Below are 15,951 nucleotides of genomic sequence, written 5' to 3'. Positions count from 1 at the left end.
TAGAAAGCTTTAGACGAAACGGATTGATGCAGCGTTATGGCCAGCAATTTAAACGAAGAAACAGTCACTTACGTCCATCACTGGACTGACACCCTCTTCACATTCAAAACCACCCGTGATCCGGGGTTCCGGTTCATCAACGGTCAGTTTGCCATGATTGGACTCGAAGTCGAAGGCAAGCCGCTTTTGCGCGCTTATTCGATGGTGAGTGCCAATTATGACGAAGAGCTTGAATTCTTTTCGATCAAAGTGCCAAACGGTCCGCTGACATCACGTTTGCAGCATATCAAGGTCGGTGACAAGATCCTGGTCGGGCGCAAGCCGACCGGCACCCTGATCCATGACAACCTCCTGCCGGGCAAAAACCTCTGGCTGCTGTCGACCGGCACCGGTCTGGCCCCGTTCATGAGCGTTATTCGCGACTATGAAACCTACGAGCGCTACGACAAGGTCATTCTTGTTCATGGTTGCCGCGAGGTTCGCGAACTGGCCTATCAGGAATTCATCCATAGCGAACTGCCCAACAATGAATTCTTTGGAGAGGAAGTGACCAAAAAGCTTCTGTACTATCCGACCGTCACCCGCGAGGAATTCAAACATCAGGGCCGCATCACCGACCTGATGACGTCTGGCAAACTTTACGATGATCTTGGCCTGCCCAAGCCGACCCTTGAAGATGATCGCTTCATGCTGTGCGGCAACCCTGAAATGATTGCTGAAACCCGCCAGATGCTGATCGATTGGGGCGGCAAGGAAGGCAATATGAACGAGCCGGGTCATTTCGTGATCGAGAAGGCATTCGTCGAGAAGTAATACCTTTTTAACGGAAGAAACTGACCGTTCAAAGGTGCCCTTTCGGGGGCACTTTTTTTGTGCGTGATCCATAAGTGACTGATTAAATTGCGGTAAAATCAAGGTCACCTTTATATTTTAACACTCCCTATATGGGGATATGGGAGGCTATACACCTGTATTATCTTTCTGGCAGTTCCAAGCCAGATCGCGGAAACAACACTGACGCTCTGGCACCCTGATTTTCAAGAGGTGTATGATGTCTATGTTAAGCTTCCTTTCGTCTAAAAAGAGCGGTCTGGCTTCCGAAACTATTGTTGCGCTTGATAAATCAATGGCTGTGATCGAGTTTGAAATTGATGGCACTATCATTCGCGCCAACGAAAACTTTCTTGATTTCATGGGCTATAGCGCGTCCGAAGTTGTCGGAAAGCACCATCGCATGTTCGTGCCAGAAGAGATACGTTCGGCACCTGCATACGGTCAGTTCTGGAAGGATCTGGCGGCTGGTGAGTTCAAACGCGAAGCTTTCCCACGTATTACCAAAAGTGGCCGAAAGGTGTGGATCGAAGCATCCTACAACCCGGTTCTTGACCGGCATGGCAAGGTGCTTAAGATTGTCAAATTCGCGTCCGACATTACCGAACGACAAGAAAAGCTTGCTGAACTGGAAGGCAAGGTCAATGCGATTGCCCGCAGTCAGGCGGTCATTGAGTTCGATTTGCACGGGAATATCCAGGATGCGAACGAAAACTTTCTGTCGGTAATGGGATATGAAATGTCCGAAATCGCTGGCAAGCATCACAAGATGTTCGTCGAGCCGGAATACGCGAGTAGTCGGGAATATGACGATTTCTGGAAAAGCTTGCGGGCGGGTAACTTTGTGTCCCAGCAATTCAAACGTTTGGCCAAAGGCGGTCAGATTATCTGGATCGAGGCGTCCTATAACCCGATTTTTGACGCCAACGGGGTTCCATACAAGGTGGTCAAGTTTGCAACAGATGTGACCGAACAGGTCAATCTTCTGATTGATCTGAAGGCGATGATTGATAACAACTTTTCAGCCATTGATCAGAGCCTTCACCAATTGGATGAGAAGTCGATCTTTGCAGCGACGGTTTCCAATCAAACATCGGCAAATGTTCAGGCAGTTGCTGCGGGTTCCGAAGAATTGGCGGCATCAATCGCGGAAATTTCACGCAGCATGTCCGAAGCCAGAGCATCCACCGATCAGGTTTTCGAGAAAACGGTTCTGGCTGGTCAATCAACCGATAAAATGAACGAAGTTGTCGCGGCGATGGGTAATATCGTCGAGGTGATCCAGAATATCGCCAGCCAGATCAATCTGCTTGCGCTCAATGCGACCATCGAATCGGCCCGTGCCGGTGAAGCCGGAAAAGGGTTTGCGGTTGTGGCAACCGAGGTCAAGAACCTTGCCAATCAGGCGGCACGCGCCACCGAACAGATTTCTGGCGAGATTGGCGGAATTCAAACCATTGCAAGTGAAGTTGTCGCGGTGCTTGGGTCTATCCGCAGTGACGTTGAAACCGTTCTGAACAACGTCACGACAATTTCTTCGGCAGTGGAAGAACAGAGTGCCGTGACCCAGGAGGTTTCGGGGAATATGCAAAATATGGCAACGTCGGTCGAAAGTTTCGCCGCCACAATCGAAGAGATCAAATCATCTGCGATCAGTGTTGCCGGAACAGTCGGCCGTACCCGCGAAGCCGCGATGGTACTGGCGCGCTAAGAAAATACGAATACGGAGTGCTGAAAAGGGCGTGGCCAGATGATGGCCACGTCCTTTTTGTTTGTGCCGGATTGACGGTTAGGAAAGCATCCTAGAACAGGCGTCCGCCATTGGGGATGTTGCGTTCCGGTGCGATCAGGACGATGCCCTTGTCGTCCTCGCCATCGGGGAAGCCGAGGCAGAGGAATTCGGACATGAAAGGACCAACCTGTTTTTTGGGGAAATTGACCACACCGGCGACCTGGCGGCCGATCAGGCTTTCGGGCGTGTAATATTTGGTGATCTGGGCTGATGTTTTGCGGGTGCCGATTTCAGGGCCGAAATCCACCCAGAGCTTTAAAGCCGGGCGGCGGGCTTCGGGGAATTCCTGTGCATCGACAACCGTGCCAACGCGGATATCCACCTTCAGGAAATCTTCAAAACTGATCTCGCTCATAAATCTTTCTCCGTTGAATTTGAGCCAGATTAGCGGGGGCACGGTTTGCCGTTAAGGGTTAATCGATGCGTTTGACCAGATCAGGAGTTTGGGCAAAAGCACAAATAAAAACGGCAGAGCCAGAAGGCTCTGCCGGGAAGTTGATAACGGGAAGTTATCAGCTAGATTATTTCGCAGTGGCGGTCTTTTCGATCGCGGACTTGAATTCGTCCAGGGATTCGGTAAAGCGGCTCTGCAGAAGAGCAAGAGCTTCTTCCTGCGACTTGCTTACCAGACCGGACAGTTCCTTGGCATTGGCGAGGGCTTCTTCGTAAGCGGCTTTCGCAGCTTCGGTCTGCTTTGCAGCAGCGGCCATCGGGTTGTCAGCAGGAGTAGCAGCGAAATCTTTGCCCTGGGTCTGAACTTTATCCAGCAGCGTTTTGAAAATTTCGCTCTGACGCTGAGCAACAGCCTGGAAACCATCGAAGGCAACCTTGTTGGCTTTGGTCAGGGCTTCAACGTTTTTACGCTGAAACGCCATCATCTCGTTCACGTCGACACCCGGCATTTTGAAATCCGCAGTGTATTTGGTGAAGTCGAGATCGAAGAACGGGTTGGTAGCCTTTTTAGCGGCAGTCATGGTGTGCGCTCCATCAGCAATTTGCAACAGATGTGGAATGAGGCGCTATTGTGCGCCGCACAAATTCAACTGCAATATGAAGGAATGAACCGTTTTCGTCAAGGTTTATTTTGCAGTGCACAAAAACTTCATGGTTTGGTTTTTGTTTAATGAAATAACCTTGGGTTATGTTGTGATTGCCCTGTTTCAGATCAGATACTTAGGATGCCGTGCTGTTATTTTCAGTCGTCGGCGACGTCTGTTCTGTGTCATCGGTTCGGCGACATTTTTGGGCAAACTGGTCACATTTTTTCTGAATTTTTCCGCAAGCCCGGCTTAGGCGGGAAATACCGGTACCGATCCGTTTATCCCATTCGCTGCCGCGCGATAGTGCGCGGTCAAGGGCGGCCATTGTCGGACCGAAGTCGGCGGTTTCATCCTCAAGCCATTGTCTGAAGCACCGGGCATAAATCGTGCCCATCCCGGCCACACGCAGGCTGCCATGGAGGCCGCCGGTGGTGAAGCCGCTGGCATCAAGCATCCAGCGCATCGACCCGAAATGGGTTTTGATCGCGCGCAGCGTATCCGCCGGGCCAAGGTCGCCGCCACTGGCGATGATCGACCGAAGGGCGGGGCGATAGGGCATCAGTGCATCGAACCGCGCCATCATTACGGCGATCAGGCGATCATGCCCCGGTTCATCGAAATCGGCGGGATCAAGATCGGCAAGAACAATCCGGTCAATCCGATGCACGAATTGGCGCAGGATATCGGCCTTGCTTCTGAAGTGATCAAAAGCCACGCCAATGTCGACATTGGCGGCCTGCGCAATATCGATCATGGTGACGTCATGCCAGCGCCCTGATGCGGCCAGTTCCATGGCTGCATCGATCAGTGTGGTTTGCGGATCTTTCTTTGCCGGCATGATCGTCTCCTTGATCGGTTTGTCTTAGCCCGCCAGTTCGACGGAACGTTTCCGGGCGGCTTCAACCGCGCGGGTCATGAGGTCGGGCAGGCCGTTCTGGGTATCCATCAGCACCGAAAGTGCTGCAGCCGTCGTGCCACCGGGGCTGGTAACATTTTCGCGCAGGGTCGCCGCGGTTTCTTCGCTGGCATCGAGCAGGAAACCGGCGCCGACAACCGTCTGACGGGCGAGCATCATTGCCTGATCGGCTGGCAGTCCTGCGGATTCGCCTGCCTGTGCCATGGCTTCGACCAGATGGAAGATATAGGCCGGTCCACTGCCCGAAAGGGCGGTGACAGCATCCATCAGGCTTTCATCACTTACCCACGATACCATGCCGACAGTGGCCAAAAGCGTTTCGCACATATCGCGCTGCGCCTGACTGACATTATCGGTCGGGCACATCACGGTCATGCCACGCGATACGGCAGCCGGGGTATTGGGCATGGCGCGCACAATGCGTGCGGTTTCGCCAAGGTGTCCTGCAAAAAAGCCGATGGTTTTTCCTGCGGCAACCGACAGGAAAACCGTTTCAGCCCGGACCAGCGGTTTGTAATCTTCGATCACATCGGGCAGGACCTGTGGCTTGACGGCAAACAGCACGACTTGCGGAATGAAATCCTGCGGGACTTCGGTGATATCGGTAATGCCGTGCACGCCATAGCGGGTTGAGAGTTTCTCGGCGGCTTCGGCCTGTTCGACAATATAGACATTATCCGATTTAAGCCCTTTGGCCAGCCAGCCTTCCAGCATGGCACTGCCCATTTTGCCACAGCCGACCAGCAATAGACGCGTATTCATGAAATCTGCTCCGATTTTTCCATCCCTGACTGCCGAATATGTGTGGATCAGCAATCGCAATGCAATGCCGTAGCGATGTTCTGAAGGTGGGTCAAGTCGGTCACAGGGGCAAGGGGCGTGAGGAAATTCACAACAGTTTGCCCTCAGATATCACGCTGCGGGGTGTTTTTCTGACAACACCAATCCGCGCGGGATTTTGTATCGTCCGGGGTATTGTTCAAGCCTGTCGACCGGGATTTATATCGCGATGACCATTCGCGGGCGGTGGCGAAAATTTTTCAGCGCCCGCAAACAGAAAGGGTCGGCACACGGTCCGACCCCTTTGAAAATGCGTCTGGCGGTAACGCGCCGCCTATGCCTGGCCGACAGGTTCCAGCATCGAATGGGTCAGTGCCTCGTCCGGGGTTTTGCCCTGACCCAGCACAAAGTTGAAAGCCGGGAAAAAGCGTTCGCATTCGGAGATGGCGATATCAATCAGTTCTTCGAACTGTTCGACCATCGGCGGGACATCGCCGCCAAACAGAAGCGTATGGCGGAACAGCGGCATGTTTTCATCCAGCCACAATCCGAAATGGCCGAGCCAAAGCTGTTCATTGCATTTTGCCAGCAATTCATAGATGCGCGGGCGCAGCGGCTCGGGAACGAACAGGTCATAGCAGCAGGCAATGTGAAGCGCTTCGGCATCTTCGCGCCAGGTGAAATAGACCAGATACGTGCACCAGTGCGCCGGGATTTCAACAACGACTTCATCGTCGCTGCGACGTTCCACGTGCCAGTCATTGGTGCGGGCGATATCTTCAACAAGCAGCAACGGATTTTCGTCACCGAGGTCGCCGATATCTTCCAGGTGGTCGTTCATATAAATTTGCCAGTCTCTGCATATGCGAAAGGGCGCGCACTATATGCCGGTGCCCGCCGCGTTTCAACCGCCCCGCGACGCGTGACGGAAATGAATTTCAAATGATCGGCAATCCGCTGTCCCTGGCCGACCTTCCCGCGGCCCTGCGATGAACGGCGTTCCTTGCCTGTATGTGGGGATGATTTCCCGGTTATGCGTCTTTTTTTGCTGCCGGTTTGCTGCTGGTGCGTTTGGTGGCCGGTTTTTCAGCTTTTGCCAGACGATCTTCGAGTTCTGCAATCCTGGCTTCGAGGCCGTCGATGCGTTCAGCCGCGCGGATGGCGACATCGTGAATGACATCGAATTCTTCACGTGTGACCATGTCCATCCCCGCCAGGATTTTTTCAAACTGCTGGCGGACAAGTGCATCGATCTCGCCTTTGACACCGGTCATGGTTCCGAGGGCGGAATTGGTGACACGGGTCAGGTCGTCAAGAATACGGTTATTGATCTGCATCTTTGCCTCCGGCTTTTGGCGGTATCTGTGTGTTACGGCATATCCGCAAAACATGCGCATAATATGGGCTTTGCACAGCGCAAGGCAAGTTGATCGTCAATCAGGCACCTGTAAAGGAAAAACAAACGGCTTTCCTTGCCCCGGATCAGGGCGGGGCCTATAAAGTTGTCAGTTTTCATAATTGATTGCCCCAAAGGCCCGACAGGGTCGCAGCAAGGGCTGGCGCACAAGGCCAATGTGCCGCGAGGAGAATGCAATGCTGATCGTAACCGGTGGTGCCGGATTTATCGGGTCCAATATCTTGGCCGCCCTTGAAGAACGCGGTGAAACCGACATTGTGGTCGTTGACCGTCTGCGCGACGGGATCAAATGGAAAAACATCGCAAAACGTAACCTGCGCGATATCGTTCATCCCGATGATCTGCCGGCGTTTCTGGACGCGCATAACGATATCAAGGCGATTTTTCACATGGGTGCGATTTCGGCCACCACCGAACGCGATGCCGACAAGATCGTGCGGAACAATTTCAGACTGACCACCTGGCTTTGGGAATGGTGCGCGCGCCATTCATCGCGGTTGATCTATGCATCGTCGGCGGCGACCTATGGCGATGGCAAGCAGGGCTTTAACGACAGTTTTGATCAGAATGATCTGGCAAAACTGGCACCGCTGAATGCTTATGGCTGGTCAAAACATGCAACCGACCGCCGGTTCAGAACCATCCTTGATCAGAACGGTTTCCGTCCGAAACAGTGGGCCGGGCTTAAATTCTTTAACGTCTATGGCCCGAACGAATATCACAAGGGCGGCATGCGATCGGTCGTGTCGCAGATGTTTGACAAGCTTTCGGCGGGTGAAACCGCAACCCTGTTCAAATCGCATCATCCCGATTACGAGGATGGAGGGCAGCTTCGCGATTTTGTCTGGGTCGGGGATGTGGTCGATATCATCATGTGGCTTTACGACAACCCGCAGGTTAGCGACCTGTTTAACGTCGGCACCGGCAAGGCACGCAGTTTCAAGGATCTGGCGCTTTCGGTATTCAGTGCGATTGGCAAGGAACCCGATATTCAGTATGTGCCAACACCTGAAAGCATTCGTGACAAATACCAGTATTTCACCGAGGCCAATATGGCCAAGCTGCGTGCATGCGGATACGGTGCGAACATGACCCCGCTTGAAGAAGGGGTGCGGCAATATATTCAGGATTACCTCGCGACCGAGGACCCGTTCCGTTGATCCGATGCCGGGCAGGGCGTCTTGCCATGTTCCTGCCCTGATCGTTTGCGACCAGTCGGTAAATTAACAAACATACGTCACGGAGTTTCCCCTGATGCTAAGCCTTGCCTTTCCGGCGATTGATCCGATCGCGATCTCTATCGGTCCGATTGCAATCCGCTGGTATGCCCTTGCCTATATTGCCGGGTTGCTGCTTGGCTGGCGGTATGTGGTTTATTACTGTGCCAAGACGCCCAACATCATGAGCAAACGCGACATTGATGATTTGCTGTTCTGGGCGACGCTTGGCGTTATACTTGGCGGGCGTACGGGATATATCCTGTTTTACAATCTGGAATATTACATGGCGAATCCGGCCAATATCCTGAAAGTATGGCAGGGTGGCATGGCGTTCCATGGCGGGTTCATGGGCGTGATCGTGGCGATCATCCTGTTTGCGCGCAAACGCGGCATTTCGATTCTGGCGGTACTGGATGCGGCGGCGGTGGCAACGCCGATCGGGCTGTTTTTCGGGCGGATCGCCAATTTCATCAATGGCGAGCTGTTTGGCCGTGTGACCGATTCCCCGATTGGCATGGTGTTTCCAAATGGCGGGCCGGAACCGCGCCACCCAAGCCAGCTTTACGAAGCAGCCCTTGAAGGTCTGATCCTGTTTATCGTGCTGTTTGCCCTGTCGCGCAGTGCCTATGTCCGCCATCGGCCGGGTATTCTTGGCGGAACATTCGTTGCCGGTTATGGTATTTCGCGCATCATCGTCGAATTTTTCCGCGAACCCGATGCGCAGCTTGGCTTCCTGACATTCGGGGCGACCATGGGGCAGTTGCTGTCGATCCCGATGGTTCTGGCCGGTATTGGCTGCATTGTCTTTGCGATGAAATCCGATCCGATTGAAACGCGCAAGCTTCCAAAAGAAGACCAGCCAAAAGATGGACAGAAGGCGTGACCGAGACTTCCGAAAACCCGCTGCTTGAGCATCTGAAACGGCGCATCGCCCTTGGCGGGCCGATCACGATTGCCGATTTCATGAGTGACGCGCTCGCCCATCCCGAGCATGGCTATTACCGCAAACAGGACCCGTTCGGGCGGAAGGGTGATTTCATCACCGCGCCTGAAATCAGCCAGATGTTTGGCGAACTGATCGGGCTTTGGGCGGCGGTGACATGGCAGCAGATGGGAAGCCCGCGCAAGATCAATCTGGTGGAGCTGGGACCAGGGCGCGGGACGCTGATGGCCGATGCCCTGCGTGCGGTGCGCAATGTGCCGGGGCTTTCCGATGCGTTAACCGTCCGGTTTGTTGAAACCAGTCCGGTCCTTAGAACCCATCAGCAAACCGCGATCATGCCCTATGGCATTCCGGCAACATGGCATGAGGCATTTGACGATATTCCGGTCAGTGGCAATGCGCCGATGATCGTGATCGGCAACGAGTTTTTCGATGCCCTGCCGATCCGTCAGTTTGAACGCGCAAGCCACGGCTGGTCCGAACGGCTGGTTGGGGTGGATGCCAATACCGGGGAACTTGGTTTTGTCCGTGGGGCGCAAACGCCGGTGACGGATGCGCTGGTGCCAGCCACATTGCGTGGCACGGCAAAGCCCGGCGATATTTTTGAAAGCTGCCCGGCGGCGATTGCGATTGCAGATCAGGTCGCGCGCCGCCTGAACGCGGTTGGTGGGGCGGCGTTGTTTATCGATTACGGCCATCCGCACAGCGCGTTTGGTGATACCTTGCAGGCGCTTAAGGACCATAAATATCATCCGGTTCTGGAGCAGCCCGGTGATGCAGACCTGACCGCGCATGTTGATTTTGCCGCCATCGGGCGGGCAATGCTGGAAGCGGATGCGCGGATCGGTGCGGTCCTGACGCAGGGCACGTTCCTTCGGATGCTGGGTATTGAACAGCGTGCCGAACTTTTGAAAGAAGGTGCCGATGATGTACACGCAAAATCGATTGATGCGGCCTTGGCACGCCTGATCGATGCCGATCAGATGGGAACCCTTTTTAAAGTGCTGATCGGATATGGTCGCGAAACGGCGCCGCCACCCTGTGTCAGCGGTGCCGAAGGATGACGGAGCTTTCGATGACCAGCCAGATAACCCGCGGAATTGAACGCAATGCCAATGGCCTGATGTGGTTCGAGGCCGAAAGCCTGCAACATCAAGATGGTCTGCGTCATGGCTTTCTGACCCGCAAGGGCGGGGTGAGTGATGGCATCCATAGCGGACTGAATGTCGGGTTTGGGTCGGATGACAGCCGGGACCGTGTTACGGAAAATCGCGCACGTGCGGCAAAGGCGTTTGGCGCGAAGGCCGACCGTCTGACCACGGTTTATCAGGTGCACGGGATTGATGTTGCGGTGCTGAAACGCCCGCTGGAGCGCGAAGAAGCTCCGAAGGCTGATGCGATGGTAACCGACCGCCCCGATGTGATGCTGGGCATTCTGACGGCGGATTGCACGCCGGTATTGTTCCATGATGCAAAGGCGGGCGTGATTGGTGCGTGTCATTCAGGATGGCGCGGATCATTTGCCGGGATATCAGAGGCAACCGTAAGTGCCATGGAAAAGCTTGGCGCGTCGCGTGACAATATATCGGCCTCTGTCGGGCCGTGCATTGCGCGCCCGTCCTACGAAGTCGATGCCGGGTTCCGTGATACGATCCTGTCGGGCCCATCCGGGGACGAGGACCTTTTTGATCGATCCGTCCGGGATGGTCACTTCATGTTCGATCTGCCGGAATATGTCCGCCGCCGGACCATGGCGACCGGTATTGCCGCGGTCGAGCTGGTGGCGCGCGACACCCTGGCCGAAGAAGAATTGTTTTACAGCTATCGCCGGACGACCCTTCGCGGCGAACCTGATTACGGACGGCAGTTGTCAGCGATCATGCTGACCGGTTCCTGATCCCGGGATTGCGAGGAAACATGCTATGCCCCATTTGATCATGCTGTTCTTCTTTATGATCATTGCAGCCATGGTTGGCTGCGTTTTGATGTGACGCGGTGAATTTGAATAGATGATTTCTCGATTACGGTTTCTGGTTCTTTTTGCGTCCTGTGTTTTGCCGCTTGCGGCATGCGGTGATTTACCGCGCCCGTTTGAAGGGGCCGGTCGCGAAGGTGATCCGACATTGCTGGAACTGCGCGATACCAACACGGTCCGGGTCGAGATCGGTGAAGATCTGCCCAAAGGGGCATCGGTGCATTTGTCGCGCGCGATGGCACGCGCGCTTCGCAATCTTGATATCCCGGCTTATAGCGACAGCCAGATCGGCGGTGACTTTATATTGCGGCCCAATGTCGAGTCCCGTCTGGCGAGCGGTGATGCGGCCTATATTGATGTGACCTGGGTTTTGATGAACCCGGATGGCCTGGCGATTGATACCGCCCGCGGGGCGGGGGAATTGCAATCAGGTTACTGGTTTGCCCAAACCCCGAACGGCCCCGAAGAAACCAACCTTGCCGTGCCCAAGGAGCTTGCCGACAAGGTTCGCGACCTTAAGGGCGAAAAGGTCGATCCGGCACAGCAGGCATATGATCAGCTGGTGGACGAGCCGGCCAAGCGGATTGCGTTTCTGATTTCGGGGGATCGTTCCCAACTTGCCGAGGCACCGGTGGTCAAGATCGCACTTGTTGATTTTGCAGGGGCACCGGGCGATGGGAATGAAGCTCTGGTACGTTCCGCGGGGGCGTTGCTGCGTGCTAAGGGGATCGAGGTTGACGATGAAATAGATGATAGATCGATCATTTTATCGGCGACAATTTCCGTTAAACCGGTGGAACGCAAAACCACGACGCCGCTTGATCAGGTTCAGATCGACTGGGTGATCATGGACCCGGATGGCACCGAATTGGGCCAGATGGCGCAAAACAATGTCGTGCCGCACGGACGGCTTGATGAACGTTGGGGGTCGGTGGCATCGATTGCCGCCCAGGCCGCTGTCGATGCCCTTGAAGGGGCGCTTAATCAGGTGGCGCGCAAAAAGGGCATGATGCTTAAGGCCGATAAAAAGACGGTATCGTCACGTTGATAGTGTGCTGATCGTCCGATATTGCGCCAATCTGCATGACTGCCTTGTCGATATTCGGCACCGCGACCATTTACAGACTGTTAACGGCTGGTTATAACACCGCCGCGGTTCACTGATATGTGGACTTGCTCATTATTGGTCTTTGAGTGTCGTGGATATGTCGTTGGACCGGAAGGCGAAAGCGCCGAATTATACGGTCAAGTGAACGACAGGAAAGACGTGACGGGATCTGTTACCGGCAAGTTTGCATCCGGCCTGTACCGCACAGGACATTAGATTTATTCACTTTCCCGGCACCCATTAACCGAGGCCCCGCCATGAAGATCCTCGCTTGTAACAGCAACCGCCCGCTGTCTGAGGCAATTGCTGATCACTTGAGCCTGCCGCTTACCCGTGCAGATCTCAAGCGATTCTCCGATCAGGAAATCTGGTGTGAAATACAGGAAAACGTCCGCGGTGAGGACGTTTTTGTCATTCAGAGCACTTCTTTCCCTGCAAACGACCATCTTATGGAACTTCTGGTGGTTCTTGATGCGCTTCGCCGTGGTTCGGCCCGCCGCATTACCGCTGTGCTTCCGTATTTCGGATATGCGCGTCAGGATCGTAAATCAGGTCCCCGTACCCCGATTTCGGCCAAGCTGGTCGCCAACCTGATCACGGTTGCCGGTGCAGACCGCGTTCTGACCATGGACCTTCATGCCGGTCAGATTCAGGGCTTCTTCGATATTCCGCTTGATAACCTGTTTGCGTCCCCGGTTCTGACCAGCGACATCCGCAACAAGTTCGAAGGCCAGAAACTGGTCATCGTCAGCCCGGACGTCGGTGGTGTGGCACGCGCGCGTTCCGTTGCAAAACGTCTGGATGCCGAACTGGCCATCATCGACAAACGCCGCCCGCAGGCCGGTGTGTCCGAAGTCATGCATGTTATCGGTGACGTCAAGGATGCGGCCTGCATTCTGGTTGACGACATCGTTGATTCGGCAGGTACCCTTTGCAATGCGGCGACGGCTCTTAAAGAGCGTGGTGCGGCATCGGTTGCAGCCTATGTTTCGCATGGTGTTCTGTCGGGCCCGGCTGTTGAGCGCATTGCCAATTCGCCGATGACCGAAGTCGTGACCACGGACTCGATCAAGGCATCCGAAGCGGTGCGTGGCTGTTCGAAAATTCGTCAGCTTCCGATTGCACCTTTGATGGCCGAAGCCATTCGTCGAATTTCGGAAGAAAAATCTGTTTCCGTTCTTTTCGATTGAGGGTATAAGGCGCTGATGCGCTGGCACCCCTGGAGGCCAGCGCGTTTGCTTTCGTGGGTTTTCACCGGTGATTTGCACCAGCCCACGGTCGCAATATGTTTTTAGTTCAAGGAGATTTTCCGATGGCAAACACTGTTATCACTGCGGAAATCCGTGAACGGGCCGGAAAGGGGGCCGCCCGTGCCGTGCGTCGTGCCGGTATGGTCCCTGGTGTCATTTACGGAGCAAAACAGGAACCTGTTCTGTTCCAGATTGACCCGCGTCCGCTCAACAAGCTTCTGCACAAGCAGGGTTTCTTCTCGCACATTCTTGATGTCAAGATTGGCAAAGAAACCTACGAAGTCCTGCCACGCGACGTACAGTTCGACAAAGTGACGGATGCTCCGATCCATGTCGACTTCCTGCGTTTTGCAAAAGGTCAGACCATGACCGTTGAAGTCCCGGTTCGCTTCGTTAACGAAGAGAAATCCCCGGGTCTGAAAAAAGGCGGCGTTCTGAACATCGTTCGTCACGATGTCGAAGTTGAATGTGCACCGAATGCCATTCCGGAAGAACTCGTCTTCGATCTGACTGGTGTCGAAGTTGGCGACTCGATTCACATTTCGGCGATCAAATTGCCGAAAGGTGTCGAACTCACCATTACCGACCGTGACTTCACGGTTGCGACTGTTGCTGCTCCGTCTGCGCTTAAATCGGAAGAAAATGCCGAAAGCGCTGACGACGAAGAAGCGACCGAAGAATAAGATCGAGGTCTACGATGTTATTGGTGATTGGATTGGGGAACCCGGGTTCGGGATATGCCGCCAATCGCCACAATATCGGCTTTATGGCGGCGGACGAACTCGTCCGCCGTCATTCTTTTGGCCCCTGGCGCAAGAAATTTCAGGGGCAAATTGCCGAAGGCGAAGTGAACGGCCAAAAGATTCTGGTATTAAAGCCGGAAACTTTCATGAACCTCTCGGGCCAAAGCGTTGGCGAAGTCCTGCGTTTTTACAAAATTCCGATCGAAGACGTTATTGTCCTGCATGACGAGCTGGATCTTCCACCGGGCAAGCTGCGCGTCAAACGCGGCGGCGGCCATGGCGGGCATAACGGATTGCGGTCCATCGACGCCCATTGCGGCAAGGAATATCGTCGTGTGCGGCTTGGTATTGGCCATCCTGGGGAAAAGGAACGTGTTCACGGGCATGTTCTGGGCGATTTTTCCAAGGCCGAACAGAACGGTTGGCTTATGGCGCTGCTGGATGGCGTCGCACTTGAATTCCCTCGTCTCGTCAAGGGAGACGATGGCGGTTTCATGAGCAAGGTTTCGCACATTGTCTCGCCGCCAAAACCCAAGGCCGAGAAAAAGCCAAAACCGGCTGCGGCGGGTGAGAAATCGGCCAACGCTGTGAAAGGCGACGGCAAGATAGAAGATAAAGGTGCGTCTGATGCGCCGGAGGTTGAAGGCAAGCCCGACACCCCGGTCAGCAACGCCGCAACCGCCATGGCGCAGGCACTGGCCCGCGCCTTTAACAAAAAGAAATAGCATCGGGATCGGGGCCTGCCCCATCCTGTTTCAGACACATTCGAAGTGACGGAGCCCGGAAAAGATGGGATTCAAATGCGGTATTGTCGGTCTGCCCAACGTTGGTAAATCGACCCTGTTTAACGCCCTGACACAGACGGCCGCGGCCGAAGCCGCGAACTTCCCGTTCTGTACCATCGAACCGAACACCGGTCGGGTCAGCGTTCCTGATGAACGCCTTGACAAGATTGCCGCCATCGGCAAGTCGGCGACCATCATCCCGACCCAGCTTGAATTCGTTGATATCGCAGGTCTTGTGCGCGGTGCATCCAAGGGCGAGGGGCTTGGTAACCAGTTCCTGGCCAATATCCGCGAAACCGATGCCATCGTGCATGTTTTGCGTTGTTTCGAAGATGGGGACATCACCCATGTCGAAGGATCGGTTGATCCGGTGCGTGATGCGGAAACCATCGAAACCGAATTGATGCTGGCCGATATGGACAGCCTTGAAAAGCGCGTTACCGGCCTTCAGAAGCGTGCCAAGGGTGGCGATAAAGATGCCAAACTGACGCTGGAGCTGATTGAACGTACGCTTGAAGCCCTGCGCGAAGGCAAACCGGCACGTGTTGTTGAAATCAACAACGAAGACGAAGCCAAGGCGTTTCGCATGTTGCAGCTTCTGACCAGTAAGCCGGTCCTTTATGCGTGCAACGTGGATGAAGACAGTGCGGCTGATGGCAATGCGCTTTCGGCCAAGGTTGCCGAAATGGCTGCCTCACAGGGTGCGCGTTCGGTTGTGATTTCAGCCGCGATTGAGTCCGAGGTTGCCCTGCTCGAGAGTGCCGAAGACAAGAAAGAATTCCTTGAAGGTCTTGGCCTTGAAGAAACCGGTCTGGCACGTGTTATCCGCGAAGGCTACAAGCTGCTTAACCTTTTGACCTTCTTCACGGTTGGCCCGAAAGAAGCGCGTGCATGGACGGTATATTCCGGCGCAACCGCACCGAATGCCGCCGGTGTGATCCATACCGATTTTGAACGCGGTTTCATCAAGGCCGAAACCATCGCCTATGACGATTTCATCACCTTTGGCGGTGAAGCCGGTGCACGCGATAACGGCAAACTGCGTCAGGAAGGCAAGACCTACATCGTCAAGGACGGAGACATCTTCCACTTTAAATTCAACGTATAAGCCGCTTTTCGGCATTATATGACGATTGGGAAAAGCCCCGAAG

17 protein-coding genes are annotated in these 15,951 nt (G+C 54.6%); 11 read left to right on the top strand and 6 right to left on the bottom strand.

Annotated elements, in window-relative coordinates; translation table 11 throughout:
* Positions 1 to 36 precede the first annotated feature (36 nt).
* Both P8T57_RS05325 and P8T57_RS05320 read left to right on the top strand, forming a co-directional pair.
* The gene (locus P8T57_RS05325) at positions 37 to 813 is read left to right on the top strand and encodes a ferredoxin--NADP reductase (RefSeq protein ID WP_007090098.1); all 777 of its coding nucleotides are present in this window, start codon (positions 37 to 39) and stop codon (positions 811 to 813) included.
* Positions 814 to 1,051: 238 nt separating this feature from the next.
* Entirely contained in the window at positions 1,052 to 2,542 is a 1,491-nt protein-coding gene (locus P8T57_RS05320) for a PAS domain-containing methyl-accepting chemotaxis protein (protein WP_037987492.1), read from the top strand.
* 91 nt (positions 2,543 to 2,633) lie between these two features.
* On the opposite strand, the gene P8T57_RS05315 is transcribed toward P8T57_RS05320, so the two are convergent.
* The 6 genes from P8T57_RS05315 to P8T57_RS05290 form a co-directional block, all read right to left on the bottom strand.
* Positions 2,634 to 2,978, bottom strand: a complete 345-nt coding sequence (locus P8T57_RS05315) for a tRNA-binding protein (RefSeq protein WP_037987344.1) — start codon at positions 2,976 to 2,978, stop codon at positions 2,634 to 2,636.
* 166 nt (positions 2,979 to 3,144) lie between these two features.
* The gene (gene phaP, locus P8T57_RS05310) at positions 3,145 to 3,597 is read right to left on the bottom strand and encodes a TIGR01841 family phasin (RefSeq protein WP_007090095.1); all 453 of its coding nucleotides are present in this window, start codon (positions 3,595 to 3,597) and stop codon (positions 3,145 to 3,147) included.
* A 199-nt stretch (positions 3,598 to 3,796) separates the two neighbouring features.
* Complete coding sequence (locus P8T57_RS05305) at positions 3,797 to 4,501, bottom strand: helix-turn-helix domain-containing protein (RefSeq protein ID WP_341364816.1); 705 nt, start codon at positions 4,499 to 4,501, stop codon at positions 3,797 to 3,799.
* A gap of 24 nt (positions 4,502 to 4,525) precedes the next feature.
* Positions 4,526 to 5,341 carry a pyrroline-5-carboxylate reductase gene (gene proC, locus P8T57_RS05300; protein WP_341364815.1) on the bottom strand — a complete coding sequence of 272 codons (816 nt, stop codon included), beginning with the start codon at positions 5,339 to 5,341 and terminating at the stop codon, positions 4,526 to 4,528.
* A 352-nt stretch (positions 5,342 to 5,693) separates the two neighbouring features.
* The gene (locus P8T57_RS05295; protein ID WP_007090092.1) at positions 5,694 to 6,200 is read right to left on the bottom strand and encodes a YbjN domain-containing protein; all 507 of its coding nucleotides are present in this window, start codon (positions 6,198 to 6,200) and stop codon (positions 5,694 to 5,696) included.
* A gap of 190 nt (positions 6,201 to 6,390) precedes the next feature.
* On the bottom strand, positions 6,391 to 6,696 hold the full coding sequence (locus P8T57_RS05290; protein ID WP_007090091.1) for an accessory factor UbiK family protein: 306 nt from the start codon (positions 6,694 to 6,696) through the stop codon (positions 6,391 to 6,393).
* 256 nt (positions 6,697 to 6,952) lie between these two features.
* Here P8T57_RS05290 and rfaD point away from each other — a divergent pair, with 256 nt between their 5' ends.
* The 9 genes from rfaD to ychF all read left to right on the top strand — a co-directional run bounded on the left by rfaD (position 6,953) and on the right by ychF (position 15,908).
* A complete protein-coding gene (rfaD, locus tag P8T57_RS05285; RefSeq protein ID WP_341364814.1) occupies positions 6,953 to 7,936 on the top strand; it encodes an ADP-glyceromanno-heptose 6-epimerase in 984 nt (327 codons plus the stop codon).
* Between the two features lie 91 nt (positions 7,937 to 8,027).
* On the top strand, positions 8,028 to 8,879 hold the full coding sequence (gene lgt, locus P8T57_RS05280) for a prolipoprotein diacylglyceryl transferase (RefSeq protein ID WP_199486253.1): 852 nt from the start codon (positions 8,028 to 8,030) through the stop codon (positions 8,877 to 8,879).
* A complete protein-coding gene (locus tag P8T57_RS05275) occupies positions 8,876 to 10,003 on the top strand; it encodes a class I SAM-dependent methyltransferase (protein ID WP_341364813.1) in 1,128 nt (375 codons plus the stop codon). Before lgt ends, P8T57_RS05275 begins: the two co-directional genes overlap by 4 nt.
* Positions 10,004 to 10,014: 11 nt before the next feature.
* The gene (gene pgeF / locus P8T57_RS05270) at positions 10,015 to 10,836 is read left to right on the top strand and encodes a peptidoglycan editing factor PgeF (RefSeq protein WP_341364812.1); all 822 of its coding nucleotides are present in this window, start codon (positions 10,015 to 10,017) and stop codon (positions 10,834 to 10,836) included.
* A 112-nt stretch (positions 10,837 to 10,948) separates the two neighbouring features.
* A complete protein-coding gene (locus P8T57_RS05265) occupies positions 10,949 to 11,962 on the top strand; it encodes a hypothetical protein (RefSeq protein ID WP_007090086.1) in 1,014 nt (337 codons plus the stop codon).
* Positions 11,963 to 12,279: 317 nt separating this feature from the next.
* The gene (locus P8T57_RS05260) at positions 12,280 to 13,212 is read left to right on the top strand and encodes a ribose-phosphate pyrophosphokinase (RefSeq protein ID WP_007090085.1); all 933 of its coding nucleotides are present in this window, start codon (positions 12,280 to 12,282) and stop codon (positions 13,210 to 13,212) included.
* 122 nt (positions 13,213 to 13,334) lie between these two features.
* Positions 13,335 to 13,955 (top strand): 50S ribosomal protein L25/general stress protein Ctc, encoded by a 621-nt coding sequence (locus P8T57_RS05255; protein WP_007090084.1) that lies wholly within the window; start codon positions 13,335 to 13,337, stop codon positions 13,953 to 13,955.
* 14 nt (positions 13,956 to 13,969) lie between these two features.
* Positions 13,970 to 14,740: an aminoacyl-tRNA hydrolase gene (gene pth / locus P8T57_RS05250; RefSeq protein WP_037987356.1), complete on the top strand. Its 771-nt coding sequence runs from the start codon at positions 13,970 to 13,972 to the stop codon at positions 14,738 to 14,740.
* A 64-nt stretch (positions 14,741 to 14,804) separates the two neighbouring features.
* Entirely contained in the window at positions 14,805 to 15,908 is a 1,104-nt protein-coding gene (gene ychF / locus P8T57_RS05245; RefSeq protein WP_037987357.1) for a redox-regulated ATPase YchF, read from the top strand.
* The last annotated feature ends 43 nt before the right edge of the window (positions 15,909 to 15,951 follow it).

It is taken from the genome of Thalassospira sp. SN3W, assembly GCF_038070535.1.
GTDB lineage: Bacteria > Pseudomonadota > Alphaproteobacteria > Rhodospirillales > Thalassospiraceae > Thalassospira > Thalassospira xiamenensis.
Note: the sequence above shows the minus strand (reverse complement) of the source record. Positions and strands in the feature narration are given on the sequence as shown.